Here is a 25,368-nt window from a genome sequence, read left to right on the forward strand (position 1 = left end):
ATTTGTGGCAACAAAAAATCAACAAATGATGAAAAAAAAACTATTGTATATGGCTTTATTTGTCATGTTCATTCAGTTAAATGCACAGATAGGGATTAAGACACCGACTCCCCAACATACATTGCATGTCAACGGTTCACTGCAGGTGGTTAAAGATCTTAATGTGGGTGGAGATGACAGAACAAAGGGAAATTCCGGAAACAAAGGTGAAGTTTTAATGTCAAATGGAGCAGGTAATGCACCTGTTTGGAAAACAATTGAGTCAGAAAACTTTCTAAAGGTGGTTTATGTCGGAAACAAAACAGACATCAGCCCAGCCAGTGGAAGTTATACAGGTACGCATTCTACACCAGTCAATACCCATGAAAGTTATTCACAGACCTATGTTTTTAATGTGAGTAATAAGATCGATACGGCTTATTTAACTTATAATTCTACAACAGGGCTTTTCACAGTAGTAAAACCTGGATTTTACAATATTGTTCCTTATGCTACTTATGATCTTAATTTAAATCCATCAGGACAAACTGCAGGAACAGCTAACTCATACATACAAAAAGTTTCTCCTGCACTCACAACGTTAGCAGGCATATCTACGGGCCATGGAGAGCGTACAACGGGATTGAATCATAATCTTTCCTCTATTAACTTTTTCAATGCAGGAGAAACATTCAGAATACGCTGCCGTTATACTCAGAACTTCAGATTATCCAGCGGAAATATTCATATCTCTTACCTTACTCCCTAAGGACTACAAACGTCAATCACTTCATTAACATTTCATATATTTAAAAACCCCACAGATTTCTCTGTGGGGTTTGAATTTTTATAGAGGTTTGTTTATTACAAAGAAAAAGTATACACATTTCCACCTTCATCTTTCCCTTTCTCATCTGCGATCATTAATGTCTTATCATCAAAGAATACAACGGCTTCCTTCTGAGAATTATGATGTAAAGGGATTTTCTGGATTTTTGCAGTACTGAAATTGTCTGCTGTAAATCCGGTAAGAACGTGAACATTTTTATGGGTAAGCAATACAATCTTATCTTTTGTACTGTTGATGCTGGCAGAGGTAATAGCAGCATCGTTATACCCTCCATCAAGTTTTAACCTTCCTATTAACTTTGCTTCAAAATCGCCTTCTTTATTGGGTACCTGGAATACAAGGAAAGTTCCATCAAAACCTTTGCTTCTGTTTTTGGTGAATAAGTAAAAATTTCCGTCCATTTCCACAAAACCTTCACAATCGTACAAAAGATTTGATTTTTTGGGAGGAAACTCCGTCTGTCCCTGATAATGGAATTTTGTAGTCTGAACAACCTTGGCCGCAATTTGTTTGGTATCTTTCAAATCTGTTTTTAAGATGGCCAGATCCTGTCGGTTATTGTCATTATTCCCAAAATCTCCGATATAAATATTTCCCTGGGGATCAGATATGATATCTTCCCAGTCTGTATTTTCAGCATTTTCTACCGGTATTTTTGCCAGCATATCGCCTTTATCACTTAGCCCGTATATTGCATTTTTATTTCCTCTGTCTTCTATCGCCCAGATTGTTTTCTTGTCCTTTGACAAAGTAATTCCGGAAACTTCCTTCAACTTCTTGGGTAAGGAAAACTGTACTTTCAATTCGTCTTCCTTAGCAGGAGAATTCTGGGCTTTTGGATTGCAGCTTAACAAAAGCAAGGCGGGTAAAATAAGAAAGCGTAACATATTTATATTTTATTTTTTTAACTGAATATAAGAAGCATTAATTGTTCCAATCGGCAACTATGAAAGTTTTTTTGCCTTTTCCCAAAGAACATCCATTTCTTCCAGAGACATATCTGCCAGTTTTAAATCCTGTTCCCCGGCAAGGCCTTCCATCTTTTGAAATCTTGAAATAAACTTCAGATTGGTTCTTTCCAACGCAGAATCGGGATTGATTCCTGAAATTCTTGCATAATTGATAAGTGAGAAGAAAACATCCCCCAACTCCTGTTCTTTTTTATCCAAATCCGTTTCAGCATGAAACTCCTGAATTTCTTCATCTACCTTTTTCCAGGCATCTTCTGCATCATGAAACTCAAAACCTATTCCTTTCACCTTATCCTGAATTCTGTAAGCTTTTACCAAACTTGGAAGACTTTTCGGAACTCCACCTAAAATAGATTTGTTTCCTTCTTTCAATTTTAATTTTTCCCAGTTCTGTTTCACTTCTTCCTCATCTTTCACATCAACATCTCCATAGATATGAGGATGACGGAAAATCAGCTTTTCATTAAGGGAATTGATAACATCTGCAATGTCAAAACTTCCTTTTTCAGAACCGATTTTAGCATAAAAAACCAAATGAAGCAAAACATCACCCAATTCTTTTTTTATTTCCTGTAAATCTTCCTGTAAAATAGCATCTGAAAGTTCGTAGGTTTCTTCAAGGGTAAGATGGCGAAGTGATTGGAATGTCTGTTTCTGATCCCATGGACATTTTTCACGCAAATCATCCATAATATCCAGTAATCTTCCGAAGGCCTCCAGTTTCTCTTGTTTCGTATTCATAAATAATGGTAAATTCAATCTTATACAAATGTAAGGGATATTCGGACATCATTACAAACGTTGGAAGTAAAAGTTGCGAAGTGCAGAATCCGGATAGATTCAATATGTAAACCTAACAGGTTCTCAAAACCTGCTAGGTTTGGAATATTAGCATCAATTATTTTTTGCCTTGAAAAAAACAAAAAACCTTGTCCGGAAATTCCAGACAAGGTTTTGTATTTTTAATTCAAAAATGAATTATCCTTGTTTTCTGTGTGTACTTTTCGGAGCTGATTTTGCAGCTGAAGTAGCTTTTACTTTTGGAGCGGCTGGCTTTTCTGCTTTTGGAGCCGCTTTCTTAGCTTCTTTTTCAATGCTTACTTCTTCAGCTGGTTCTCCTTCCAAAGTTTCAGGCTCTGCTTTTACAAAGCTATCAGGAGTAATATATCCTGCTTTCTGAAGAATGTTATACCATTGAGCCAATTTCTTGATATCAGAAGAATATACTCTTTCTGTATCATAGTTAGGAAGTGATTCCAGCATAAAATCTTTCAGATCTGCATCAGAAGATTTGTGAGAGATTGTTTCCTTATAATCGTTGTTTTTAGCAATATTTTCAAATACTTCAAACAAAGGAACTTCTTTCTCAAATGTAAACATGGCAATATTATCCAATAAACTTACCTGGCTTGAGTTTCCAATGCTTACTTTTTTCTTTGAGGTAACATCTTCAATGATGAATCCGTTTCTTAATTGAGAAACTAATTTGAAAAGTCCTGGTTTTCCAGAAATTGAAATTATTTTTTCTAACAGCATAATTTTATTTTTTGTAAATTCTGCAATCAGCACTAGCTTTTTGCTTTTTATTATTCGTTTTAATCCTTATTTAATTATTTTGGAAATCTCATTTTGTAACCGATGTTCACGTCACCCTGAGAGATTTTGGTCAGCTTACCTTTTACGAGTTTCTTCTTCAAAGCGCTCAGGTGGTCGGTAAACAGAACTCCTTCAATGTGGTCATATTCATGCTGAATTACGCGGGCTCTAATATCGGAAAAAGTTTCTGTATGTTTCACAAAATTTTCGTCATAATATTCAATAACGATTGTTCCTTTTCTTTTCACATCTTCTCTTACATCCGGAATAGAAAGACAGCCCTCATTGAACTTCCATTCTTCCCCTGACTCTTCAAGAATCTGCGCATTAATGAATACTTTTTTGAACTCCGCCAACTCATCTTTAATATCTTCATAATCCTCATCTTCTGCAAGAGGCGTCACATCTATTACAAACAGACGGATATCCAAACCAATCTGTGGCGCTGCAAGACCTATGCCATTTGCACTGTACATGGTTTCGAACATGTTATCTATCAGTTCCTGTAATTCGGGATAATCTTTGTCTATATCTTTTCCCACTTTTCTCAAAACAGGATCCCCAAAAGCTCTTATCGGTAATATCATCTTAATCTTTGTTCTAAAAAATTCTGCAATATAATTGTTGCACTTACTTTATCTATTAATCCTTTTTCCTGCCTCTTTTTCTTGTTTTTTCCACTTTGGGAAATAAAAAACGAAGCCATTTTGGAGGTAAATCTTTCATCAAAACGGTGAACTGCAATATCCGAAAATTCTTTTTTAAATTCTTCTATGAATTTTAAAATATCGGTTTCCACTTCTGAAACATTCCCTTTCAAATCTATGGGAAGCCCAACTACTACTTCATCCACCTTATTTTCATTGAAATATTTTTTCAAAAATTCCATTAAAAAACGGTTCTCCACAGTCTCCAGCCCACTGGCTATAATCTGCATATCATCGGTTGCAGCGATACCACAACGAGCCTTTCCGTAGTCTATTGCAAGGATTTGTCCCATAAGTTTGCAAATTTAGTAAAATTTACTGATTTTATTCATAACGCAGTTTTTTTATATAAATCATGTTTTATTCCATTATTTTTTTTATAATTTTAATCTTCCAAAAAACAATTATATGAAGAAACTCATCCTCGTTAGACATGCAAAAAGCGATTGGCCGGAGGAAACGGAGGACTTTGACAGACCTTTGGCAGACAAAGGTTTGGAGGATGCTATGCACATGTCCAGATTCCTGAAAAACAATAATATTTCCATTGATCATTTTGTGTCCAGCCCCGCGGTTCGTGCACTGAATACCTGTAAAATCTTTAATCAGGCCTATCAGCTGAACTGTTCAACTGATGAAAAACTATATAACCCTTCGGAAAGAAGCTTTGAATCTGTAATTTATGATCTGGATGACAACCTGAATTCAGTTGCGTTCTTCTCTCACAATAATGGAATTTCCAATTTTGCCAATTCCATTTCTGAAGATATTTTCCATTTTCCCACTTGCGGAGTTGCAGGTTTTGAAGTAGACTGTGAATCCTGGTCAGAATTCGATGGTGCTAAAAAGAAACTTCTTTTCTTTTATGAACCAGGGAAAATATAATTTCACTTTTCTATTTTTTTATGTCACAATAATTACCCTTCTTTTCTCTTGTCAGAAACAGAAGAAAAATTACTATGAATCTATTGCATTCAATGACATCAAACTTTCCTCTTCTCCCAAACCCGGAAGCTGGCGGTATAATCATGATGAACATTTCCAGACATTTGAAGATTTTCAAAAATTAAAAAAGATAAAACCACAGCCCGGAACAAATATCATTTATCTACAGCCGATAGGAACATTCGATGAACTTCAGAAAAAAGAAATAATCCTCACAAAGGAATATTTAAAAACATATTACCAACTGGAGACCAAAATACTACCAGCACTGCCTAACACTATATTTCCTGAAAATGTAAGAAGAATTTCGAAGGAAGGGAATGAACAGATTCTTGCAGAATATGTACTGGATAGCATTCTGATCAAAAGAAAACCTAAAGATGCTGTAGTAGTGATGGGAATTACAGAAAAAGATCTTTTTCCAAAACCGGAATGGAACTATGTTTTCGGACTGGCATCTTATGAAAAAGGTGTAGGGGTAACGTCAATGTATAGATTTGCAAACGGTCATTTAAGCGATTCCAACTTTAATGAGAGTTTTCTGAGATTAATAAAGATCAGTTCTCATGAGATCGGGCATATGTTTGGAATAAGCCATTGTCTGAATGCCAACTGCGTGATGAATGGAACCAATACGCTTACTGAAACAGATTATCACCTCGCAAGAGCATGTTCACTCTGCCAGAGAAAACTCAATTCAAGTATCCATTATGATCCTAAGAAAAGACTTCGTGAATTGAAAAATTTCTTTGAAAAGCAACATCTTAACACAGAACTTTCCCTATCACAGCAAGACCTGAATCTTGTACAATAAACCAACATCCTTTTACCGACTGCCTATTTCCCTCCTCCAGAGGTGGCAAAAAATTTATTTTTTGAAGGGGTGATTAGCTTCGACTAAAGCCATTATCGTTGTAAACATGAAAAAACGGTCTTCCTTCTTGAACTGGTGTTCGTAACCTTTCAGCTTATGCTCAGGATGATAGCCCGTTTCTATTGAATTATTTCAGTTCTTATTTTCAATGATCATTAAAATGAGTGTTATTTGTGAATAAATTTGTGGCATTCGAGGTTAACAAACAAAAAAAGAACGGATCAAAGCCCGTTCTCTATAAAATATCTTATGTAATTTCGATTTTATTTCTTCTTCAAATCCAGATCATCAAAATCAAAACTAAAATCCGTCACATCAGAGATCGCTTTTAATTTTGCAGATTCTGCTTTTCCGTTTTCGTCATAGCTGAAAATAATATAGGCATCTGCATCATAGCTTCTGTCGTCCCATTTAATAATAAAAGAATTATTAGAGTATGGAAGTAATTCTCCTTTTAATCTTGGAGAGTTTTTGCACGAAATTCTGTAGCTATTTCCCTGCTGAGCAATCTCTACATCACCAAACCAAATATCATTATATGTCCCTGTGAACTGTTCTGCTTTTGGCTGCAGTGCTTTTTCTTTTTTGAAGGCTTCGGATTTTGCAAAAGCATCTTTCTTTTGTTTGCTGAATTCGGCTTCCATTTTAGCCATTCTTTCGCCATAGGTTTTCAGCCAGTTTCTATCGGCTACCCCAAGATAAGAATCTTTCACGGTATTCGTAATAGTATTGAAAGCGGCTCCTGACTGTTGGTTCGTCAAGACTACAATTCCCAGTTTCATATCCGGAATTAAAGTAAATTGAGTAACCGTTCCGATCAATCCACCGGTATGCTGCACCTGCTTGTGTCCTTTAACATCACTTAAAAACCATCCTAAACCGTATCCATAGAAACTTGTATCATAAGGATTTTTTGCAGCCACTCTATCCGGAATCTGCAGACTCCAAAGTTGTTGAACATTCTTATCCGAAACCAGTTTTTTACCATCTTTTGTGGTGAAATTATTCAACAGACATTCCGCCCACGTGGTCATGTCTTTAATGTTACTCATAATTCCTCCTGCTGCATTGCCCGTCTCATTCCAGTCGTGAGGAACAGCAATTGCTTTTCCGTCTACAGGAGCGTGTGCATCAATTTTATTAGCTATAGCTTTTGCTCTGTTATAGCTTCCGAAACTTGAAGTCATGCCTACAGGCTTCATAATTCTTTGCTCAATAAATTCTGCCCAGCTTAATCCGGAAACTCTGTGAATGACCTCTCCGGCTACAATAAACATGATATTGTTATAATCCAATTTTGTTCTGAAAGGATTTTCCGGTTTCAGGTATCTCACATTATGAACAATATCACTAACAGTCAAGTTTCCTCCTTCCGGAAAGAACATAAGATCTCCCTGGCCAAGTCCTAATCCTGCTCTGTGAGTAATAAGATCTTTGATTGTTACATTTTGAGAAACGTAGGGATCGTACATTTGAAACTCTGGAATATATTTTGAAACTTTATCATCCCAGTTCAGTTTTCCTTCATCTGCTAAGATGGCTAATGCTGTACAGGTAAAGCCTTTTGAGTTGGAAGCAATCCCTACCAGCGTATTGTCATCCATTGGCTGCTTTGTTGTAAGAGAACGTACCCCAAACCCTTTGGAATAGATCATTTTACCACCTTTCACAATTCCTACCGACATTCCCGGTACATCAAAGGTTTTCAGGGTATTTTGGATCAGTTCGTCCAGCTTTTTTTCTTCAACCTGTGCATTGGCCAATCCTACGGTCAAAAGAAAAATGAAAAAAGAAAGTTTCTGTTTCATTGTTTATTTTAATTTTCCCAAATTTACTAAATATTAAACGATGCTCATTTTAGCCCATGCTAAAACTTTACGATAAATCAGTTGTATTCATGAAAAAGCCTATTTGTATCTGTATTTTCTCTCTTTTCGCTATCATTGGGGTCAAAGCCCAGGACAGAACTTCAAACCCTTTACTTTTGCAGACCTGGAATCTAAGTAAAATGGACACTTATATCTATACTTACGAAAAACAGGATGGTTTTGAGGCAAGAAGAGAAGGAATCAGATTTCAGAAAAATGGAAAAATCACAGGAAATCTGATTAAATCTACCTTAAGATATGATACCCTGGAAGAACCTGTAAATAAAAAAAACGAAAAGCCAGACCGTTATATCGGGAGCTGGAAAAAAGCTTCAGATTCTACAGTAACGTTGGTTTTCCCTTCTAATACCAATATGACCGGTACTTTTGTTATTTCAAAGCTTACAGAGAATCAACTGAAACTTAAAAAGGTCTTCAGTGCAGATATTGAAAAGAAACTTGATTCTATAAGGAAAACAAAAAATATTACTGATTAGCTTCTCCTGTGAATTGATAAAAGCTTCTTTATATTTGCAGTCTTAAAAAAATTAAAATGTTAGTAAACAAAATATTGGCTTTCTTCTTATTGATGATAAGCTGTAATTTATATTTTTGTCAGGATGTAACCATCAAAGACGATAAAGTTTTACTGGATGGGAAGCAGATCCTGAAGGCTGAAAAAATTAATGTGGCACAATATTCTTTTTTCTCTATGAAAAACGATGAGGAAGTTCTTCTTTACCGATATATGGATAATGAAACGCCAAGCTATGTAAGTGATGATTATTTTATCCTGAATTTTCTGACAGAAAAGGTAAAGGTAAAATCTACTGATATCGGTAAAATTGCCAATTTCATGAATTCTAAAAAAGGAATGGAAAAGTTGGTAAAATGGTTATTGAAAGAAAGAGTGATCAATCATGACGGAGAGCTTAATGCGGATCGCGTAGCCATTTTCAAAGATAAATACAACGAAAATATTACTGAAATAATCCTTAGATAATGACACAAGTTCTTCTCCTCTCCGACTCTCATTCTTATATTGATGATAGAATTCTGGAATATGCTTCTCAGGCTGACGAAGTATGGCATTGTGGAGATTTCGGAAGTATGGATGTGATTGAACAACTGGAAAAAATAAAACCATTGAGGGGTGTTTACGGAAATATTGATAATGCTAAAATTCAGGCAGAATTTCCGGAAGTGAACCGTTTCTTCTGTGAAAAACTGGAAGTTCTGATGATCCATATCGGAGGTTATCCAGGAAAATATACTCCACTTACGAAAAAGGAAATTGCAGAAAAAGCTCCGAAATTATTTATTTCAGGTCATTCCCATATTTTAAAAGCAATGTATGACCAGAAAAACAGTCTTCTTCATCTCAACCCGGGAGCTTGCGGAAAACAGGGTTGGCATAAAGTGAGAACAATGATGCGCTTTGTGGTGGATGGTGAGGAAATCAAAGATCTGGAGGTCATAGAACTGGGACCAAGAGTGTGATGAGGAAGAGTGTGTGAAAGTTGGAGGGTTTGAGTGTTGAAGAGTTCGAAGGTAGAGGAGTTTGTGTTCATCCGTTTTACTTTTTACCTTTGCACAAATAATGGCTCACAGAAGTCTTGAAAAATATGAAAATTGGCGATAAGGTTTCGGTAGTAGATGAAGATTTAAGCGGAGTAGTTACTTCCGTGAAGGGTAATATTGTCGTTTTTAAAGACGAATATGGTTTTACTCATCAGTATCCCAAAGAAAAACTGGTTCCTAAAGATACTGATCTTTATGAAAATATCAGAGTCGTAAGAAAAGAGGAGCCTAGAAAAATCATTTCTAAAAAACATCAGAAAAATCATTTGGTTTTAGACCTGCATTTTCATAATTTGGTAAAGAATCCCAATGATTATGACAGTTTTGAAAGATTGTTTATTCAAAAGGAAAAACTGATTGAAGTGATTGAGTTTTGCAGAAAAAACAATCTGAAGAGACTTGAAATTGTTCACGGCATTGGCGACGGAACTTTACAGAGGATGGTTCGGGATGTATTGGAAAGCCAGGTTAATATTGATTTTTATAATAAGGAAATACTTCACCATCAATCGGGTGCGGTAATGGTAGAATTTCACTAAATTTGCAGGAATTGAAATATGAACGTACTTAATTTACTTTTTACCAAAGACGGATTAATCTATCAGATTGTTAAAAACAAAAACATTCTGGAAGAAAAGTCTTATTTCGTTACTGAAGAGACACCAGCCAGTCTTATTGACCAAAAGCTGGATGAAGTTCTTATAAAGCAGCGCTATGACGAAATCCATGTGATTTCAGCATTGAACCACTTTACCCTGATGCCCGAAGGTTTTTCTGAGCATGATGCAGGATTTGATTTAATTGCCTTCAATGCTCCTACCAACAGAGAGAAAGAAGAACTGATGCTTTCTATCAACAAAAAATTCAATATTCAGTTTTATTATACGTTCCCGAAAAACTACTATAAGAAAATAAAAGAACTGGCAATACCGGTTCATTTTAATTTCTCCGGGGAAAAGTTTTTAAGTTCAATCAATAATAAAACGAATAAGGAAATTCATATCAATCTGTATCACAATCAATGTGAGTTTTTTGCGATTGATAATAAGAAAATCATCCTTTATAATAATCTGGATGTCAATTCTGAAGTAGATTTCCTTTACTTCATTATGTTTACATTGAGCAAGATCGGTTTTGGAATCAATGAAACCAGCTTTTATGCTTATGGAGAAACGACGGAAAATGAAACGTTTATTTCCGAACTTCAGAAATTTGTTAAAAATCTGAAAATTGTCTTTGACAATATTCCCAATAAAAATTTTATATTAAATTAAAAAAGGTACTGCCAGAACGCAGTACCTTTTTTAATCTTCATCATTATTATATCTAGAATAATGTGTATCCCAGGATAATTGAAAAGTTTTGATAAGATGTATCTTGTTGATCCAGCTTAAGTAGATCTCTTTTTGTATGTACATTCAACTCAACACTATATTTGTCATTGTATTTATAACCTATTCCAAGTCCTAAATTCATTCCGGATTCAATTTTATATTTTTCCTTAGCATAGTTATATATTTCATAGGTCACTTCTGAATCTCCCATTGGAATATCAAATATCGCCGACGCATTGAAAAACAATTTTGATTTTTCATTCAAAAACGCATAATATCTTACTCCTACAGGAATCTCAATAGATGAGTACTTTACCGAAGATTTATTTGATACTTTTTCGCCTAAAATAGTACTTGTAAATACTTCTTTATCAGCTTTAAAATATTGATAGGTAGGTTCTGCAATAATTGACCATTTGTTATTATTGAACGGTAGTACAAACTCTGCTTCAATGCCCATTCTAAAATTAGTTTTACTTCCGTAATCAGAATCGAAAACATTATTAAGCGAATTATTCTTAATATCTAAAGATGAAAAATTAATTCCTGGTCTTACAGATAAATGAAATATTTTTTTATTTGCTTTTTTTTCATCAAAACTTTTATAGTCTTCATTTCCACAAGTATTCAACTTAATAAAGACAGTTTTCAGGCTACTCTCTCTGTATTCCAACTTTGAAAATTGTGATGCTGTAATATTACCACAGTCCGATAAAGTTTTTAATTGATTTTGGTACGTATTATTTTTACCCACCTGGGAACTTGATATCTGGTATCTTTTAAATATTAAAGGTTCTATTTCATTTTCTTTTTGATAAAAAAAACGCTCCAGATACTCACTGGCATATTTATACAGAGTATATTTCCCTTCGATAACCGTTTTAAGTAGCACTGTCTTTTTAGTAAAATGAGGTTTTTCATCCTCCGTTAAAGCATTGATATCATCACTGGACATATCAACATTCACTTCTGCTTTTACATATTTCACTTTGCCTTCTATCTCAAAACTTTTAATGTTATCAATAGTATATGTTTTAACGGAAGGGTTATTTTCTTGTCTAAAGCTAATCTGAGAGGGAGAGTCTTTCCAATCAAGATTCTTTATCAACCCTTCAATTTTCTCTCCATTGCTATTGATTACATAGCCTTTTTCAAAGTTATTTTGTGCAGATAATGTTAAACTTAGAACAACACTGAACAAAAATGTGTAAAATGATTTATTCATGATTATTATTTTCAAGGCGCAAAAGTAAACATTCTATCGAAATAAAAATAAATACTTCCTTGTTTCTTTTTTATTTGTCAACATTTAGTAATTTCGCTGTCTATAATAATTTCAGTATGTTCAGAATAATATCAGGCAAATGGAAAGCCAAAAAAATTGCAGCTCCTAAAAACTTTGAAGTAAGACCTACCACCGATTTTGCGAAAGAGGCTTTATTCAGCATTCTGGAAAATAAATACGATATGCAGTCGATTTCCGTGCTTGATCTTTTTGCAGGAATTGGCTCTATCACCTTTGAATTTGCTTCCAGAGGATGTCAAAATGTAACGTCTGTAGAATTGAATCCGAAGCATACCGCCTTTATAAATACCACTGCATCTGAGCTTGACATGGCACTTCAGATCAATGTACAGCGAGGAGATGTTTTCGACTGGCTAAAAAAATTCAGAAATAAAAAATCTTTTGAGATTGTTTTTTCTGATGCTCCTTTTGAAATGGAAGAGAAAAAATACCACGAGCTGATTTCTCTTGTTTTAAACAATAAATACCTGAAGGAAAACGGAGTTCTTATTGTAGAGCACCAAAGTCGTATGAAACTTGACCATCCCAATTTAATAGATACCCGAAAATACGGAAACGTAAGTTTCAGTTTTTTTGAACCCAATAAAGAAGATAATCAGGAACTTTAATTCCTGATTATTTTTTTTGATATGACCGGAGATTCTTCGCCCCATTTTGTTATAGCTTCTAAAACAGGTAAAAGCGTCTTTCCAAAGTCCGTTAATTCATATTCTACCACTAAAGGAGGTTTTTCTGTAAAAACTTTTCTGTCCACAATTCCGTCTTCTTCCAGTTGTTTTAGCTGTAAACTCAATGTTCTTTCCGTAATAGTAGGAATGGATTTTCTTATTTCATTATAACGCTTCGCTCCTCCAATAAGGTGGTGTAAAATTACTGCTTTCCATTTCCCTCCGATAAATTTCATCGTAACGCTGGTACAGCAGGGATAGGATTTATTATCTATTGTATACATTTTTATACTATCATTTTTTACCGTTATTGCAAAGTTATGAAACTTAAATTAATTTTGTAACTATAAAAATGATAGTATAAAATTATGAACTTTTTAGACCAAATGAAAAACAGGTATACTGTAAAAAAGTATAATCCACAGGGAAAAATCAGTGAAGAACAAATTGCAATGCTTCAGGAGATTTTAAACTTAAGTCCTTCCTCCATTAACAGCCAGCCATGGAATTTTATTTTCGTTAATGATCCGCAACTGAAAAAGGAATTGGGTGACAAGTCTTATTTTAATAAAGAAAAAGTACTGGATAGTAGTCATGTAATTGTTTTTCAAGTGATCAGAAACATAGAAAACTTTGAAAAGCAAATTGAAGAAAACCTTCCTGAAGGTTCTGTTAATTATTACCGAACGATGGTAAAACCTCAGGGAGAAGAAGCAATAAAATCATGGCTTGGTCATCAGGTATATTTATCATTAGGAGTTCTTTTGTCTGCATGCGCAGCAATGGGAATAGATTCTACTCCAATGGAAGGAATTGAACCGGAAGGTTATGATGCTATTCTGAATAATGAAAAATATGAAACCTTATTTGCCGTAGCCATCGGACAGAGAGATGAAGCAGATGCTAATCAGCCGAAATTCAATCCGAAGAAAAGGCTGAATGCTGAAAAAGTAATTATAGAGGCGTAACATAAACACAAATTTCACAATCTCTTTCACAAAGGCCTAATAAAAAAGTCTGCTTCAATATGAGGCAGACTTTTTATTTATAATACTTTCAATTCTAAATCGATGGTTTTTCCAAAGAACTTCTTGGAGATCTTTTCAAAATTCTTGGTAAGATCGGAAAGGTAGAAGTGATAATTCGGCTGGTGATTGTTATCATTTAAAAGACTATACTTATCCAGAATAATCTTCAAATGGTTAGCCACAATATTCGGAGAATCTATTACACGGACTCTGTTTCCATAATACTGCTTGATTTCATCTATTAAAAGAGGATAATGGGTACAGCCCAGAATCAAGGTCTCAATATTCTTCAGTTTACTGTTACTCAAGTAATTGTAGATTATAGCATGAGTAATTGGATGGTTTTTAAATCCTTCTTCAATGGCAGGAACCAGTAATGGTGTTGCCAGTTCATCCACTTTGATCCATTTATTATGTTTTCTGATGCTCTTTTTATATAATCCTGAATTCACGGTTGCTTTGGTAGCAATGACGCCTACATTATTATGGATTTCGTATGATACTTTTTCAGCAACAGGGTTAATAACGTCTATTACAGGTACTTTTCCCGCAACAGACTGCATCACTTCATTTAAAGCATTAGCTGTTGCCGTATTACAGGCAATGACAATGGCTTTACAGTTCTGCTCCAGCAGAAAATTGGTGATCTTTGTAGAATATTCAATAATCGCTTCCTTGGATTTTTCTCCGTAAGGAAGGTGCTTTGTATCTCCAAAGTAAATAAGGTCTTCGTGAGGCAGAAGTCTTTTAATTTCTTTGGCAACGGTAAGACCTCCTACTCCACTATCAAAAATTCCGATAGGCTGGTTGGGTGAAAGATGTGAATAATCTTGTTTTTTCGTTTTCAAATGAGTTGAAATTTTATACAAAAATAGTGAATTTTATGGCATGCTGTATACATACAAACATTATACAATAAACAAATCCGACGCAATTCCGTCTGCCATAAACCAATGTTTTTCAGGAATTTTTAAATGTTCATTCTCAATGATTAAAATACCTTCCTCAATTTTGAACTTGCTCTCTCTCTGAAAATGTTCCAGCATTCTGTCTGAAAATTTATTTTTTAAACTTTCCAGATCTACACCCCAAATGGTACGTAAACCAATCATAATCATTTCGTTAAACTGATCTTCATGGGAAAGAATTTCTTCTTCTTTAGCCAGAAGTTTATCATTCAGTTTTTTGATGTATTGCTGATTATTGGCTACATTCCAGCTTCTTACATCAAATCCGTTATAGGAATGTGCTGAGGGGCCTATTCCAAGATATTCATTATATTTCCAGTAAGCAGAATTGTGTCGTGAGTAAAAACCAGGTTTTGCAAAATTAGACACTTCATAATGTTCAAAACCATTGTCTTTTAAAAAGTCTGATAGATAATAGAATTCACTGTTTTGCTCTTCTTCTTTGGGACTTTTTATTTTCCCTTTTGAAATCCAGCTTTCTAAAGCTGTTTTGGGCTCAACAGTTAATGCATAAGATGAAATATGAGGAACTTCTAAAGCAATTGTCTTATTCAGATTTTCTTTCCAGATTTCAAGATTGGATGTGGGTGAACCATAGATCAGGTCAATACTCAGGTTTTCAAAGCCGAAATCCTGTGCCCGTTTGATGGAACTTTCTGCTTCGGAAGCATTGTGAGCTCTGTTCATCAGTTTAAGATCTTCTTCAAAAAAACTTTGAGTACCAATAGACAGTCTGTTCACCGGTGTTCCCGCAAGCTGTTTTAAAAAGTCTTTATCCAGATCATCGGGATTGGCTTCCAGAGTGACTTCTATATCGTTTTCAAAACTGAAGTACTTCAGAACATCATCTATTAAAGAACTGATCTCATCCACAGAAAGAATAGAAGGAGTTCCCCCTCCAAAATACAGGGATTTCAGATTTTTATTCTGTAGCTCATCTTTTCTCAATAGTATTTCAGTTTTCATAGCACGAAGCATATCATCCTTAAAATTCAGGGATGTTGAAAAATGAAAGTTACAGTAACTGCATTTTTGTTTACAGAACGGAATGTGAATATAAATCATAAAAAAAGCTCTGAAAAATTTCAGAGCTCAAATTTATTTAAATTAAATTAATTAATATCTAAATCCTCTAGCATTAATGAAGTTGTCGAAGTTATACCCCAGACCAATCATGAAGCTGTTTCCTCCATAGCTCTGGATGTCAGACAATCCAAGGTTATAAGTAGCTCCGATCATGAATTTGTTGAATCTTACTTTTACAATTGGAGAGATACTTAGGTTCTGATTATCAAATCTGTTCTGAACCGTTCTGTAACTTACCCCGAAAGAGAATGCGTTAATATCATTAGAGAATGTAGCCATTAGGTTCCAGTCTATCATTCTCGTTGAATTTGTATTAAGATTGATTAACGCTGAAGGTGCTAATGTAATATTATCAGCAATATTCCAGTTGTATCCTAAGTTTAAGAAGAATTTAATTGGAGAAGGCTCGTAGTTGTTTACAATAGAAGCATCATTACTTAATGCGATATCATTTACGGAAACACCCCCGAATAAACCTCTGTAGGTAGCTGCCAAACCGAAGTTTGCATATACCATAAAGATGTTACTTTCTTCACCTCTCAATAGTGGGTCACCACCTTCTTCAGTATTGATTTTTGAATAATCAAAATTCATGTTATAGAAGTTAACACTTGTACCGAAAGAGAATTGGTCTTTTCTGTCTCCTTCACTACTTAGCGGAATAAAATATGAAGCACCAGCCGTGATACCACCAGCAGAGATCGGTCCGTTACTGTCTCTAAACACGGAAATACCAGCACCTACTCTATCAAATATATTCGCATTAATCCCGATTGACTGAACATTCGGAGAATTACTGAATTTTGAAAATTGTTGTTGATAATTGGCGTTGAGCTGTACGTAATCTGTTTTTCCGTATTGAGCTGGGTTGAACAGGAACTCACCATCCAAAAGATATTGCTGATAGTATGGTAGTGATTCTTGTGCTTTGTATGCATTTGACAAAAGAGCTAAACATACGATAGCATATAGTTTTCTCATAACAAATCTTGATTTCAATTCAACAAATATAAAAAAATTCTCAATATATTTTTAGTTTTCTAAATAATTTCTCCATTTTTTTACGGCATCCGCCATATCTTTGGGCATTGGGCTCTCAAAATATAATTCCTTTTTTGTTGTTGGGTGTATAAATCCTAGGGTATGGGCATGAAGGGCATGTCTTGGCAAAATTTCAAAAACATTTTTAATAAATTGCTTGTATTTTGGAAGATTTACCCCTCTTAAAGGTGTATGTCCTTCATATCTTTCATCATTAAATAAAGTATGCCCGATATGTCTGAAATGCGCCCTGATCTGATGCGTTCTTCCGGTCTCCAGTTTACATTCCACCCAGGTCATATATTTGAATCTTTCCAGCACTTTATAATGGGTCACCGCGTGTTTTCCCTGGCTGCCATCTTCATAAACAGACATCTGCATTCTGTTTTTAGGATGCCTTCCGATATGGCCTCTGATGGTACCTTCTTCATCCTGCATATTTCCCCATACAAAAGCCCAATACAGCCTTTTGGTGGTTCGGTTAAAGAATTGTTTTGCCAGGAAACTTAATGCATATTCATTCTTGGCAATCACCAATAGTCCTGAGGTATCTTTATCAATTCTGTGAACAAGCCCTACCCTGTCAAGATCGGATTTTTCACCATTCTTTTCAAAGTGGAAGGCCAATGCGTTCACCAATGTTCCGTCCCAGTTTCCAAATCCTGGGTGTACCACCATTCCCGCTTCCTTATCCACAACAACCAAGTCATCATCTTCATAAACGATATTCACAGGAATATCCTGGGGAATAATGACATTTTCTCTTGGAGGATGGGTAAGCAAAACTGAGATCTGATCTCCCGGTTTTACACGGTAATTCTGTTTCACCGCTGTTCCGTTCACTATAACATTTCCGGCTCTGCAGGTCTGTGAAATTTTATTCCTTGAAGAATTCTGTCTGTATATTAAAAGGAACTTATCTATTCTTAATGGTTCCTGTTTGCTGTCGACAGTGATATTAAGATGTTCATACAATCCTTTATTTTCCTCATCAATATCGATGTTTTCGATACTGTTGGAATCTAATAATTCTTCATCTAAAAAATCGTCGTTATCTTCTGACATTGTTTTATATTTTTTACACAAAAGGCTTCAACATTTTATAGTTGAAGCCTGTATTTTTGATATTAATCTGATCTTATTCTACGACAACCTTCTTAGCTTTTGGCTTTTGAGCAGGCTGTTGTGTTGTTGTTGCTGCAGGTTTGGTTGTACTTCCAGCAGTGTGAGTACCGTTCCCTGCAGGTGTTTTAGGTTTTTCAACAGTTGCAGAAGCTGGTTTAGCTGCTGTAGTCTGATTTTTAGAGGCCTCTGTCTTTGGAGCTTCCGGCTTTGGAGTTTCTCTTTTTGGAGCAGGAGCGGGTACAACCGGAGCATCATAACTTGGCTCACTATGCACTTCTTCATATCGTACCGGAGGAAGTGAAGTATCCACTTTCATACGATAGATAGAATTCAACTGCTCTACTTTCGCTCTTAATTCTGCCGGAGTCTTTTTACTTGCCCAAAGATCGATCTGCATTCCCTGATCACGAACATCTCCGGAGGCAGGATCCTGATAATAAATAATATCAGATTCATCTTTACTTCCATCTTCATGCTCTACCAGCCCTACTTCAAACATACTCTTGGTAATGACAGCTCTTGCTTCTTTTACCGTAAGTCCTACAACATTAGGAATAGAAATATTTCTCATTGGCCCCGATCCTACCACAACATCAATGGTAGAGAATCTTGGTAAACGCGTACCTGGGTTTACAGCATTTCCTTTATATAATATTCTTAAAAGGGCATCTTTCTGAATACTAGGCTCATAAATCGTATCACCGATTTTAAGACCTACCTGATCCAATCTCTGAAAGGCCAGTCCGGAATATTTATTAATAACATTCGGCACCGCAATAGGAGCCCATGTTCTCGGATTTACTTTAAGCGTTACAGTTCTTCCGTCTTTTACACGGGAACCTGGTGCAGGATATACCTGCAATACCTGGAATGGTCTGTATTTCGGGTCGTAATTGGCACTGTCTACTTCATATTCCAGCCCTGTATCATCTAATATTTTTACGGCATCATGTACCGATTTATTTACAATATTGGGAACAGGAATTTCCTGACCGTGGTTAGTATGGTACTCCAACCAGCGAAATGTGAGCCATACCAGCCCAACGAAAACACCGATGGCTACTACTAAATTCAGTAAAACTTTCCAATTGAAAAGTGATTTAAGCATACTTAAAAATACTTTAATTATAACCGCAAATATAGCTAATAATTTTAGAATGGACTTTTTATTTAACACAATTCATTTTTGATTTTAAAATTTGCCGATTTCCCATATTGCATTGCATAAAATGATTAAATTTGCCTTAATTGATACTATATGGTTATGAATAAAAAAAGTGTTGCCGTAGTAATGGGAGGCTATTCCGATGAATATGTTGTTTCCTTAAAAAGCGGACAATTGATTTATGATTCTTTAGACAGAAATCTCTATGACGTATATAAAGTAGTAGTCCTTAAAGATGAATGGTATTTTTTAGGTGAAAATGATAAAAAATATGCCATCAACAGAGGAGATTTTTCTGTGACTTTAGATAATGGGGAAACTTTAAAATTTGATGTTTGTTTCAATATCATCCACGGGACTCCGGGAGAAAACGGAATTCTTCAGGCCTACTGGGATGCCATCGGTCAAAAATATACAGGTTGTGATTTTTACCAGAGTGCCCTTACTTTCAATAAAAAAGACACTCTTGCCGTGTTATCAAAATACGGAATTCCTTCTGCAAAAAGTATTTATTTAAGAAAAGGGGAAGACATCAATGTGGATGAAATTGTATCAGAACTTAACCTTCCTTTATTTGTAAAACCTAACCAATCAGGATCTTCTCTGGGAATTTCTAAGGTAAAAGAAAAATCGGAACTGATTGCCGCTACTGAAATTGCTTTCAAGGAAGATGACGAAATCCTGATTGAAAGTTTCCTGGACGGGATGGAAGTTTCTGTAGGAGTTATTGATTTTAAAGGAGAAACTATTGTTTTAGGAATTACAGAAATTGTTCCTACCAATGAGTTCTTTGATTATGAAGCAAAATATGAAGGTGCTTCTGAAGAAATTACCCCTGCAAGAATTGACGAAGAGACCACTAAAAGAGTGGAAGAAATCGCCAAAAGAGCTTACGATTCATTAGGCATGAGTGGTTTTTCAAGAAGTGAATACATTCTGATGAACGGAATTCCTTATATGCTTGAAATGAATACCAACCCAGGATTCTCTCCTGCAAGTATTCTCCCTCAGCAGGCAAGACATTATGGAATTTCCATTATGGATCTTTGTGGAAATGAAGTAGAAAAAGCACTTAATAAGTAAATATAGAAGTTAGAAATTAGAGGTTAGAAAATAATAAATACATAGCTTTTAACTGATAATTTACCATTCAACGTCATAACTCATACAACATGAAAATTGCTGTTTTTCCAGGGTCTTTTGACCCTATTACACTAGGACATTACGACATTATAGAAAGAGCGGCACCGCTATTTGATAAATTAATCATCGCTATCGGACAGAACTCTCAGAAAAAATATATGTTCCCTCTTGAAAAAAGAATGGAATTTATTCAAAACTCTGTAGCAGAATTTCCCAATGTGGAAGTAGATTCATTTGAAGGTCTAACAGTAGATTACTGTTTTGAAAAAAATGCTCAGTACATCATCAGAGGATTAAGAAACCCGGCAGATTTTGAATTTGAAAAAGCGATTGCTCATACCAACAGAACATTAGCTCATAAAAAACTGGAAACCGTATTCTTACTGACTTCCTCAGGAAAATCATTCATCAGTAGCAGCATTGTAAGGGAAGTTATTAACCACGGCGGCGAATATGAACTGATGGTTCCGGACTCTGTGAGAGTGGAGAGATAAAAAAATATAATTGATGAGCGATAAATGATAATTGATATAATGGCCAAGAATTTGCTTAAGCAGAAATCATTCATCAATTATCATTTATCAACAATCATTTATAATTATATATGCACGAACAGTTCAATTTTGCAATAGAAGTCCTGGGGACCATTGCCTTTTCCATGTCCGGAAGTTTTGCAGCGATGCAGAAACGGCTTGATCCGTTCGGAGTGCTTATTATTGCATTTGTAACTTCTGTAGGAGGAGGAACTGTAAGAGACCTGTTACTGGATATCCCTGTATTCTGGATGCATGATATTCTGATGTGTACCCTGATTCTGGTGACCAGTATTTTTTCAATGATTTTCAAATCTCTTGAGAAAAACTTTAAAGTAACTTTATTTATCTTCGACAGCTTCGGACTTGGATTATTTACCATAATCGGTGTACAAAAAGGTTTAAATGCAGGTATTCATCCTATGATCTGTATTGCATTAGGAACTATTACAGGTTGTTTTGGAGGGATTATCCGGGATATATTACTCAATAGAATTCCATTAATTTTCAGAAAGGAAATTTATGCCACAGCATGTATAGTGGGCGGAGCAGCATTTCTATTGATGACCAGGTATACAGTGCTTTCCTATACTTTTATACAAATCTTCACTATTTTACTGATCGTTGCGATTCGAACATTTGCTGTAAAATACCATTGGCAGATGCCTAAATTTTATGGCTATGATCAAAACTCAGAAATGTAAATTTGATATTTAACACATAAAAAAGCACCTCAAAAAGGTGCTTTTTATTTTTATTTTTTTTGATTAGAAGAATTTCCCTCTGTTTCTCATATTCGGGTTATGCATATGCTTCTGCATGGTTGGCATTTTCAACTGATCTTTCATCATTTTGATCTGATCGGTCATCATTCCGGCACTGTCCAGTCTTTTTGCTTCTTCCAGCAACTTCTGACCTTCCTGCTTTCTTCCTTTAGAAATAGCTGCTGCAGCAAGATTTAAAGTAGCCATTGCTCTGTCGTGTTTCATATTCAAACCGTACTCCAACGCTTTCTTCATGAAAGGCTCTACTTTCGCAGGATGATCCTGAGCTTGCGTCAGTCCTGATAAATAGTGAAAATATCCGTATTGAGTTTTATGAAGCTGTCCTTTATAATCTGTTATTTTGGATAACCATTCTCCGGCTTTCTCCATATTTTGTTTTCTCAATTGCCAGAATGCCAATAGGATATATTCGTTTTTAAAGAATAGCAAGATGGGAAATGCAGCCAAAAGAAAAACAACAATACCCCAACCAAGATTTCTTGTGAAAATCATCATATAAAGTCCTAACAGGATAAGAACTGCTGCTACTGCAATTTTTATGTATTTATTCATTATTAAATTTTAGAAGTGCAAAGATAATAAATTTAGAGCTTAAAGTTCAAAAAGTCAATGGTGAATGGTCAATTCGCTGCGTTTGTTAATTTTGTAACTGCGGAAAATTCACGATTCACTTTGCGAAGCAAAATTGACTATTGATATCTAATCTTCTTTTTTGATTTTTTCAAATGTCTGGAAACAGAAATCATAGCCGTTCTTTTCATCTTTCTCATGGCAGATTTCGTTAGTCATTTTCCAGATTTTAGGATCTATTTTCGGAAAGTATGTATCAGCCTGAAGATCTGCTTTCACCAAAGTAACTTCAAGTTTGTCCACTACATCCATAGTCTGCTCATAGATATTTCCGCCACCGATAACGAAAACTTCCTCATCAATCTTCTTAGCAAATTTCAATGCTTCCTTGATGCTTCCTACAATAAGAATTCCTTCCTCAAACCAGTCTTTTTTTCTTGACACAACAATATTGGTACGGTTCGGAAGAGCTTTTCCAATACTTTCATAGGTCTTTCTCCCCATAATAACCGGATGTCCGGAAGTAATATCTTTAAAATGTTTCAAATCTTTAGGAAGATGCCAAAGCAACTGGTTTTCAAAACCAATTTCATTTTTCTCTCCCATTGCCACCACTATTGTTGTCATTCAAATAATTTTTTACAAAATTAGCACATAATTTGTATATTTGGTTAGCACAAAAAATTTAAAAAATAAACTATGAAAAATAAAGGATGTCTGGGTGCAGGAACCATTGGTATTGCCCTTCTTATTATTGTTGCAATTCTATTCTTCTGGGGAAAAAGCGGATATAACAGCTTTGTCAACAAAGAACAGACTGTGAACGCAAAATGGTCTAATGTAGAGACTGTATATCAGAAAAGAGCGAACCTTATTCCTAACCTGGAAAGAACCGTAAAATCGTATTCAAAATTTGAGCAGGAAACTTTAACACAAGTTGTGGAAGCCCGTTCCAAAGCTACTTCCATCAATATTGATCCTACGAATATGACCGAAGCTGATCTGGCTAAATTCCAGGCAGCACAGGGAGAATTATCGGGTGCATTAAGCAGATTGATGGCCGTGGTGGAATCTTATCCTAACCTAAAAGCAGACCAGCAGTATATCAACTTCCAGAGAGAATACACTGCTATTGAAAATAGTATCAGAACTGAAACGGTTTACTATAATGATGCTGCAAAGGATTATAATACTTCCATCAAGACTTTCCCGAATAATATTCTGGCGAATTTCACCAACTTCAAAGAAAAACCTTATTTCAAAGCTGACGCAGGCGCTCAAAAAGCTCCTGAAGTATTCAAATAATAATGGGTAATTTCCTAACAAATCAACAGATCGCTTCCCTTGTGGAAGCGATTCAGTCTGCGGAAGATCATTCTACGGGAGAGATCAGAGTGCATATTGATTCCAATACGGAAAACCGGGATGCCAAGACTGCATTTGAAGTTTTCAAAAAACTGGCTATGGATAAAACAGCAGACAGAAATGCGGTACTCTTCCATGTCAATTTTGAACAGAAATATCTTACCATCATTGGAGATACCGGCATTCATGAAAAAGTAAAACAATCTTACTGGGATCATCTTCACGATTATATCACCGCTGAATTTGCCAAAGGAAATTATTATCAGGCCCTAAAAAGTGCCATCCTGGAAACAGGACTTGAACTCAAAAAACATTTTCCTGTAGAAGGAGAAAACCCAAACCAACTTCCAAATGAAATTACGTTCTCTTAAAATAGTATTTTCATTTTTACTACTCTGCTTTTACACTTTTGTATCAGCACAATATACCATTCCTGAAAAACCTGCGGTGCTGTATCCTGTTTTTGATGAAGCCGGATTGCTTTCCCAACAGGAAAAAGATGCACTTAATCATAAACTGATCAAGTTTGCAGATTCTACCTCAACGGAAATTGAAGTAGTCATCATCCGCTCTACCAAAGGAGAAGATGTGAATTTTCTGGCAACCATGTTTGGTGAGAAATGGAAAATCGGAAAAAAGGGAGTAGATAACGGAGTTGTCTTTCTTATTGCCACAGAAGACAGAACCATGTCTATCCAGCAGGGACGTGCCGTAGAGCAATACCTTACTGCTTCTGTAGCTGGACAGATCTTAGATTACATCGTCACCCCAAATTTCAAGAAAGGACTTTGGTATGAAGGGATCAATGGTGGAACCTCAGCGATTATGGAGGCTGTTGAGGGAAAATTCAAACCTGTAGCCACAACAGCTCCTTCCGGCAATGGAAGTGCATTTAAAGTTCTTATTATTGCTTTTATTATTTTCATCATCATTGCTATCCTTTTTGGAAACAGAGGTGGCGGACGTGGCGGAAATAATGACGACGATGATGATGTGATTATCACCAGAAGAGGACGCAGAAATTATCCTGGTGGTTTCTTCCCGTTCCCTGGCAGCTTCGGAGGAGGTGGCTTTGGCGGTGGAAGTTCAGGTGGCGGAGGCGGATTCGGAGGCTTCGGCGGTGGTGGAAGTTTCGGAGGAGGCGGTGCATCCGGTGGATGGTAATCAAGAAATATTCAAAAATGATATAGAATCAGATCATCACGATCTGATTTTTTTTATTTAAAAACCAAAATAATACTGATTTATTAACTTTTATTAATGTTAAATTGATATTTAGCTATTAAAAAGTTAATAAAACATCATAAAAACCACCTTTTATTCAATATTTTTTCACTATATTTACTGAAAACAGGATTATGAAGAAGACGCTGGTAGTATTTGCACACCCTTATCTGGAGCACTCCAATTCGAATGTAGAGCTCATCAATTTCTACGTTCGCCACCAGCATTATACCCTGAGAGATCTTTACGAAGAATATCCTGACTTTCATATTGCAGCTTTCCGGGAAAGAAAACGTCTTAAAAACTATGAGCGTTTTATCTTCCAGTTTCCCCTGATATGGTTCGGCATGCCGCCACTCCTCAGATTATGGATTGATGAAGTTTTCGACAGAGACTGGCTGAAAGAAGGTGAACATAATCCCCTGGAAGGAAAAGAAGTCTATATTCTGGTAACCACAGGCGGAAAAGAAAGGTCTTTCACCAAAACCGGAACTTATCAATATACCATAGATGAACTCATCAGCGGGCTTATTGTTTCATTAAAAGTTTTTAAAGCAGATATCAAACATATCAAAATCGTATACGAAGCCAACAAGCTCTCTAAAAAAGAAATTATTTTACATAAAAAAGAATTCACAGAACTACTCAATCAATAG

At 35.5% G+C, this 25,368-nt stretch carries 32 protein-coding genes; 17 read left to right on the forward strand and 15 right to left on the reverse strand.

The features are described 5' to 3' along the window. Positions 1 to 25: 25 nt before the first annotated feature. Complete coding sequence (locus A1704_RS18990; protein ID WP_120233364.1) at positions 26 to 748, forward strand: hypothetical protein; 723 nt, start codon at positions 26 to 28, stop codon at positions 746 to 748. Between the two features lie 95 nt (positions 749 to 843). Here A1704_RS18990 and A1704_RS18995 read toward each other — a convergent pair whose 3' ends face one another. The 5 genes from A1704_RS18995 to ruvX all read right to left on the reverse strand — a co-directional run bounded on the left by A1704_RS18995 (position 844) and on the right by ruvX (position 4,396). Beyond that, positions 844 to 1,716 (reverse strand): SdiA-regulated domain-containing protein, encoded by an 873-nt coding sequence (locus A1704_RS18995; protein ID WP_062675598.1) that lies wholly within the window; start codon positions 1,714 to 1,716, stop codon positions 844 to 846. A 57-nt stretch (positions 1,717 to 1,773) separates the two neighbouring features. Further along, complete coding sequence (gene mazG / locus A1704_RS19000; RefSeq protein WP_062675599.1) at positions 1,774 to 2,541, reverse strand: nucleoside triphosphate pyrophosphohydrolase; 768 nt, start codon at positions 2,539 to 2,541, stop codon at positions 1,774 to 1,776. A 237-nt stretch (positions 2,542 to 2,778) separates the two neighbouring features. After that, complete coding sequence (locus tag A1704_RS19005) at positions 2,779 to 3,336, reverse strand: DUF5606 family protein (RefSeq protein ID WP_062675600.1); 558 nt, start codon at positions 3,334 to 3,336, stop codon at positions 2,779 to 2,781. A gap of 74 nt (positions 3,337 to 3,410) precedes the next feature. Next, a complete protein-coding gene (def, locus tag A1704_RS19010; RefSeq protein ID WP_034693378.1) occupies positions 3,411 to 3,983 on the reverse strand; it encodes a peptide deformylase in 573 nt (190 codons plus the stop codon). Continuing rightward, positions 3,980 to 4,396: a Holliday junction resolvase RuvX gene (ruvX, locus tag A1704_RS19015; RefSeq protein ID WP_062675601.1), complete on the reverse strand. Its 417-nt coding sequence runs from the start codon at positions 4,394 to 4,396 to the stop codon at positions 3,980 to 3,982. Before ruvX ends, def begins: the two co-directional genes overlap by 4 nt. A 115-nt stretch (positions 4,397 to 4,511) precedes the next feature. Between ruvX and A1704_RS19020 the strand changes: the two genes are divergently transcribed. Then, positions 4,512 to 4,988: a SixA phosphatase family protein gene (locus tag A1704_RS19020; protein WP_062675602.1), complete on the forward strand. Its 477-nt coding sequence runs from the start codon at positions 4,512 to 4,514 to the stop codon at positions 4,986 to 4,988. Continuing rightward, positions 4,969 to 5,862: an archaemetzincin gene (locus A1704_RS19025; protein WP_062675603.1), complete on the forward strand. Its 894-nt coding sequence runs from the start codon at positions 4,969 to 4,971 to the stop codon at positions 5,860 to 5,862. The genes A1704_RS19020 and A1704_RS19025 overlap by 20 nt, the downstream gene beginning before the upstream one ends. A 323-nt stretch (positions 5,863 to 6,185) precedes the next feature. On the opposite strand, the gene A1704_RS19030 is transcribed toward A1704_RS19025, so the two are convergent. Further along, positions 6,186 to 7,730: a serine hydrolase gene (locus A1704_RS19030; protein ID WP_062675604.1), complete on the reverse strand. Its 1,545-nt coding sequence runs from the start codon at positions 7,728 to 7,730 to the stop codon at positions 6,186 to 6,188. A gap of 89 nt (positions 7,731 to 7,819) precedes the next feature. On the opposite strand from A1704_RS19030, the gene A1704_RS19035 reads away from it, so the two are divergent. The 5 genes from A1704_RS19035 (at position 7,820) to A1704_RS19055 (ending at position 10,645) form a co-directional block, all read left to right on the forward strand. Next, positions 7,820 to 8,287, forward strand: a complete 468-nt coding sequence (locus A1704_RS19035) for a hypothetical protein (RefSeq protein ID WP_062675605.1) — start codon at positions 7,820 to 7,822, stop codon at positions 8,285 to 8,287. A 56-nt stretch (positions 8,288 to 8,343) separates the two neighbouring features. Then, positions 8,344 to 8,793, forward strand: coding sequence for a hypothetical protein (locus tag A1704_RS19040; RefSeq protein WP_062675606.1), 450 nt, complete (start codon positions 8,344 to 8,346; stop codon positions 8,791 to 8,793). Then, positions 8,793 to 9,290, forward strand: coding sequence for a metallophosphoesterase family protein (locus A1704_RS19045; protein WP_062675607.1), 498 nt, complete (start codon positions 8,793 to 8,795; stop codon positions 9,288 to 9,290). Before A1704_RS19040 ends, A1704_RS19045 begins: the two co-directional genes overlap by 1 nt. 125 nt (positions 9,291 to 9,415) lie before the next feature. After that, a complete protein-coding gene (locus tag A1704_RS19050; protein WP_062675608.1) occupies positions 9,416 to 9,910 on the forward strand; it encodes a Smr/MutS family protein in 495 nt (164 codons plus the stop codon). Between the two features lie 18 nt (positions 9,911 to 9,928). After that, the gene (locus A1704_RS19055) at positions 9,929 to 10,645 is read left to right on the forward strand and encodes a DUF3822 family protein (RefSeq protein ID WP_062675609.1); all 717 of its coding nucleotides are present in this window, start codon (positions 9,929 to 9,931) and stop codon (positions 10,643 to 10,645) included. Between the two features lie 52 nt (positions 10,646 to 10,697). Here A1704_RS19055 and A1704_RS19060 read toward each other — a convergent pair whose 3' ends face one another. Next, positions 10,698 to 11,930: a porin family protein gene (locus A1704_RS19060; RefSeq protein ID WP_062675610.1), complete on the reverse strand. Its 1,233-nt coding sequence runs from the start codon at positions 11,928 to 11,930 to the stop codon at positions 10,698 to 10,700. A gap of 116 nt (positions 11,931 to 12,046) precedes the next feature. Here A1704_RS19060 and A1704_RS19065 point away from each other — a divergent pair, with 116 nt between their 5' ends. Beyond that, positions 12,047 to 12,619, forward strand: coding sequence for an RsmD family RNA methyltransferase (locus A1704_RS19065; RefSeq protein ID WP_062675611.1), 573 nt, complete (start codon positions 12,047 to 12,049; stop codon positions 12,617 to 12,619). Here A1704_RS19065 and A1704_RS19070 read toward each other — a convergent pair. Next, complete coding sequence (locus A1704_RS19070; protein WP_034693356.1) at positions 12,616 to 12,963, reverse strand: winged helix-turn-helix transcriptional regulator; 348 nt, start codon at positions 12,961 to 12,963, stop codon at positions 12,616 to 12,618. The genes A1704_RS19065 and A1704_RS19070 overlap by 4 nt on opposite strands. Positions 12,964 to 13,047: 84 nt before the next feature. Here A1704_RS19070 and A1704_RS19075 point away from each other — a divergent pair, with 84 nt between their 5' ends. Next, on the forward strand, positions 13,048 to 13,647 hold the full coding sequence (locus tag A1704_RS19075; RefSeq protein WP_062675612.1) for a nitroreductase family protein: 600 nt from the start codon (positions 13,048 to 13,050) through the stop codon (positions 13,645 to 13,647). Between the two features lie 77 nt (positions 13,648 to 13,724). Here A1704_RS19075 and murI read toward each other — a convergent pair whose 3' ends face one another. The 5 genes from murI to A1704_RS19100 all read right to left on the reverse strand — a co-directional run bounded on the left by murI (position 13,725) and on the right by A1704_RS19100 (position 19,035). Further along, positions 13,725 to 14,555 (reverse strand): glutamate racemase, encoded by an 831-nt coding sequence (gene murI / locus A1704_RS19080; protein WP_062675613.1) that lies wholly within the window; start codon positions 14,553 to 14,555, stop codon positions 13,725 to 13,727. A 60-nt stretch (positions 14,556 to 14,615) separates the two neighbouring features. Further along, complete coding sequence (hemW, locus tag A1704_RS19085) at positions 14,616 to 15,740, reverse strand: radical SAM family heme chaperone HemW (protein WP_082798833.1); 1,125 nt, start codon at positions 15,738 to 15,740, stop codon at positions 14,616 to 14,618. A 51-nt stretch (positions 15,741 to 15,791) separates the two neighbouring features. Next, positions 15,792 to 16,742, reverse strand: a complete 951-nt coding sequence (locus tag A1704_RS19090) for a PorP/SprF family type IX secretion system membrane protein (RefSeq protein ID WP_047428474.1) — start codon at positions 16,740 to 16,742, stop codon at positions 15,792 to 15,794. A gap of 51 nt (positions 16,743 to 16,793) precedes the next feature. Beyond that, the gene (locus tag A1704_RS19095; protein WP_174525208.1) at positions 16,794 to 17,867 is read right to left on the reverse strand and encodes an RluA family pseudouridine synthase; all 1,074 of its coding nucleotides are present in this window, start codon (positions 17,865 to 17,867) and stop codon (positions 16,794 to 16,796) included. A gap of 73 nt (positions 17,868 to 17,940) precedes the next feature. Beyond that, a complete protein-coding gene (locus tag A1704_RS19100) occupies positions 17,941 to 19,035 on the reverse strand; it encodes a PASTA domain-containing protein (RefSeq protein ID WP_062675614.1) in 1,095 nt (364 codons plus the stop codon). A gap of 156 nt (positions 19,036 to 19,191) precedes the next feature. Here A1704_RS19100 and A1704_RS19105 point away from each other — a divergent pair, with 156 nt between their 5' ends. The 3 genes from A1704_RS19105 (at position 19,192) to A1704_RS19115 (ending at position 21,472) form a co-directional block, all read left to right on the forward strand. Next, positions 19,192 to 20,175 (forward strand): D-alanine--D-alanine ligase, encoded by a 984-nt coding sequence (locus tag A1704_RS19105; protein ID WP_062675673.1) that lies wholly within the window; start codon positions 19,192 to 19,194, stop codon positions 20,173 to 20,175. A gap of 89 nt (positions 20,176 to 20,264) precedes the next feature. Beyond that, positions 20,265 to 20,729: a pantetheine-phosphate adenylyltransferase gene (gene coaD / locus A1704_RS19110; RefSeq protein WP_034693345.1), complete on the forward strand. Its 465-nt coding sequence runs from the start codon at positions 20,265 to 20,267 to the stop codon at positions 20,727 to 20,729. A gap of 110 nt (positions 20,730 to 20,839) precedes the next feature. Continuing rightward, positions 20,840 to 21,472, forward strand: coding sequence for a trimeric intracellular cation channel family protein (locus tag A1704_RS19115; RefSeq protein ID WP_062675615.1), 633 nt, complete (start codon positions 20,840 to 20,842; stop codon positions 21,470 to 21,472). A gap of 63 nt (positions 21,473 to 21,535) precedes the next feature. Here A1704_RS19115 and A1704_RS19120 read toward each other — a convergent pair whose 3' ends face one another. After that, positions 21,536 to 22,105: a membrane protein gene (locus A1704_RS19120; protein ID WP_034693340.1), complete on the reverse strand. Its 570-nt coding sequence runs from the start codon at positions 22,103 to 22,105 to the stop codon at positions 21,536 to 21,538. 147 nt (positions 22,106 to 22,252) lie between these two features. Then, entirely contained in the window at positions 22,253 to 22,750 is a 498-nt protein-coding gene (locus A1704_RS19125; protein WP_062675616.1) for a dihydrofolate reductase, read from the reverse strand. Positions 22,751 to 22,822: 72 nt separating this feature from the next. Here A1704_RS19125 and A1704_RS19130 point away from each other — a divergent pair, with 72 nt between their 5' ends. From A1704_RS19130 to A1704_RS19145, 4 genes are all read left to right on the forward strand, one after another. Continuing rightward, entirely contained in the window at positions 22,823 to 23,428 is a 606-nt protein-coding gene (locus A1704_RS19130; protein ID WP_034693337.1) for a LemA family protein, read from the forward strand. Between the two features lie 2 nt (positions 23,429 to 23,430). After that, positions 23,431 to 23,859 carry a TPM domain-containing protein gene (locus A1704_RS19135; protein ID WP_227942397.1) on the forward strand — a complete coding sequence of 143 codons (429 nt, stop codon included), beginning with the start codon at positions 23,431 to 23,433 and terminating at the stop codon, positions 23,857 to 23,859. Beyond that, positions 23,840 to 24,652: a TPM domain-containing protein gene (locus tag A1704_RS19140; RefSeq protein WP_062675618.1), complete on the forward strand. Its 813-nt coding sequence runs from the start codon at positions 23,840 to 23,842 to the stop codon at positions 24,650 to 24,652. Before A1704_RS19135 ends, A1704_RS19140 begins: the two co-directional genes overlap by 20 nt. A 194-nt stretch (positions 24,653 to 24,846) precedes the next feature. Then, positions 24,847 to 25,368 carry an NAD(P)H-dependent oxidoreductase gene (locus A1704_RS19145; protein WP_062675619.1) on the forward strand — a complete coding sequence of 174 codons (522 nt, stop codon included), beginning with the start codon at positions 24,847 to 24,849 and terminating at the stop codon, positions 25,366 to 25,368.

The organism is Chryseobacterium cucumeris (assembly GCF_001593385.1).
Classification (GTDB): domain Bacteria; phylum Bacteroidota; class Bacteroidia; order Flavobacteriales; family Weeksellaceae; genus Chryseobacterium; species Chryseobacterium cucumeris.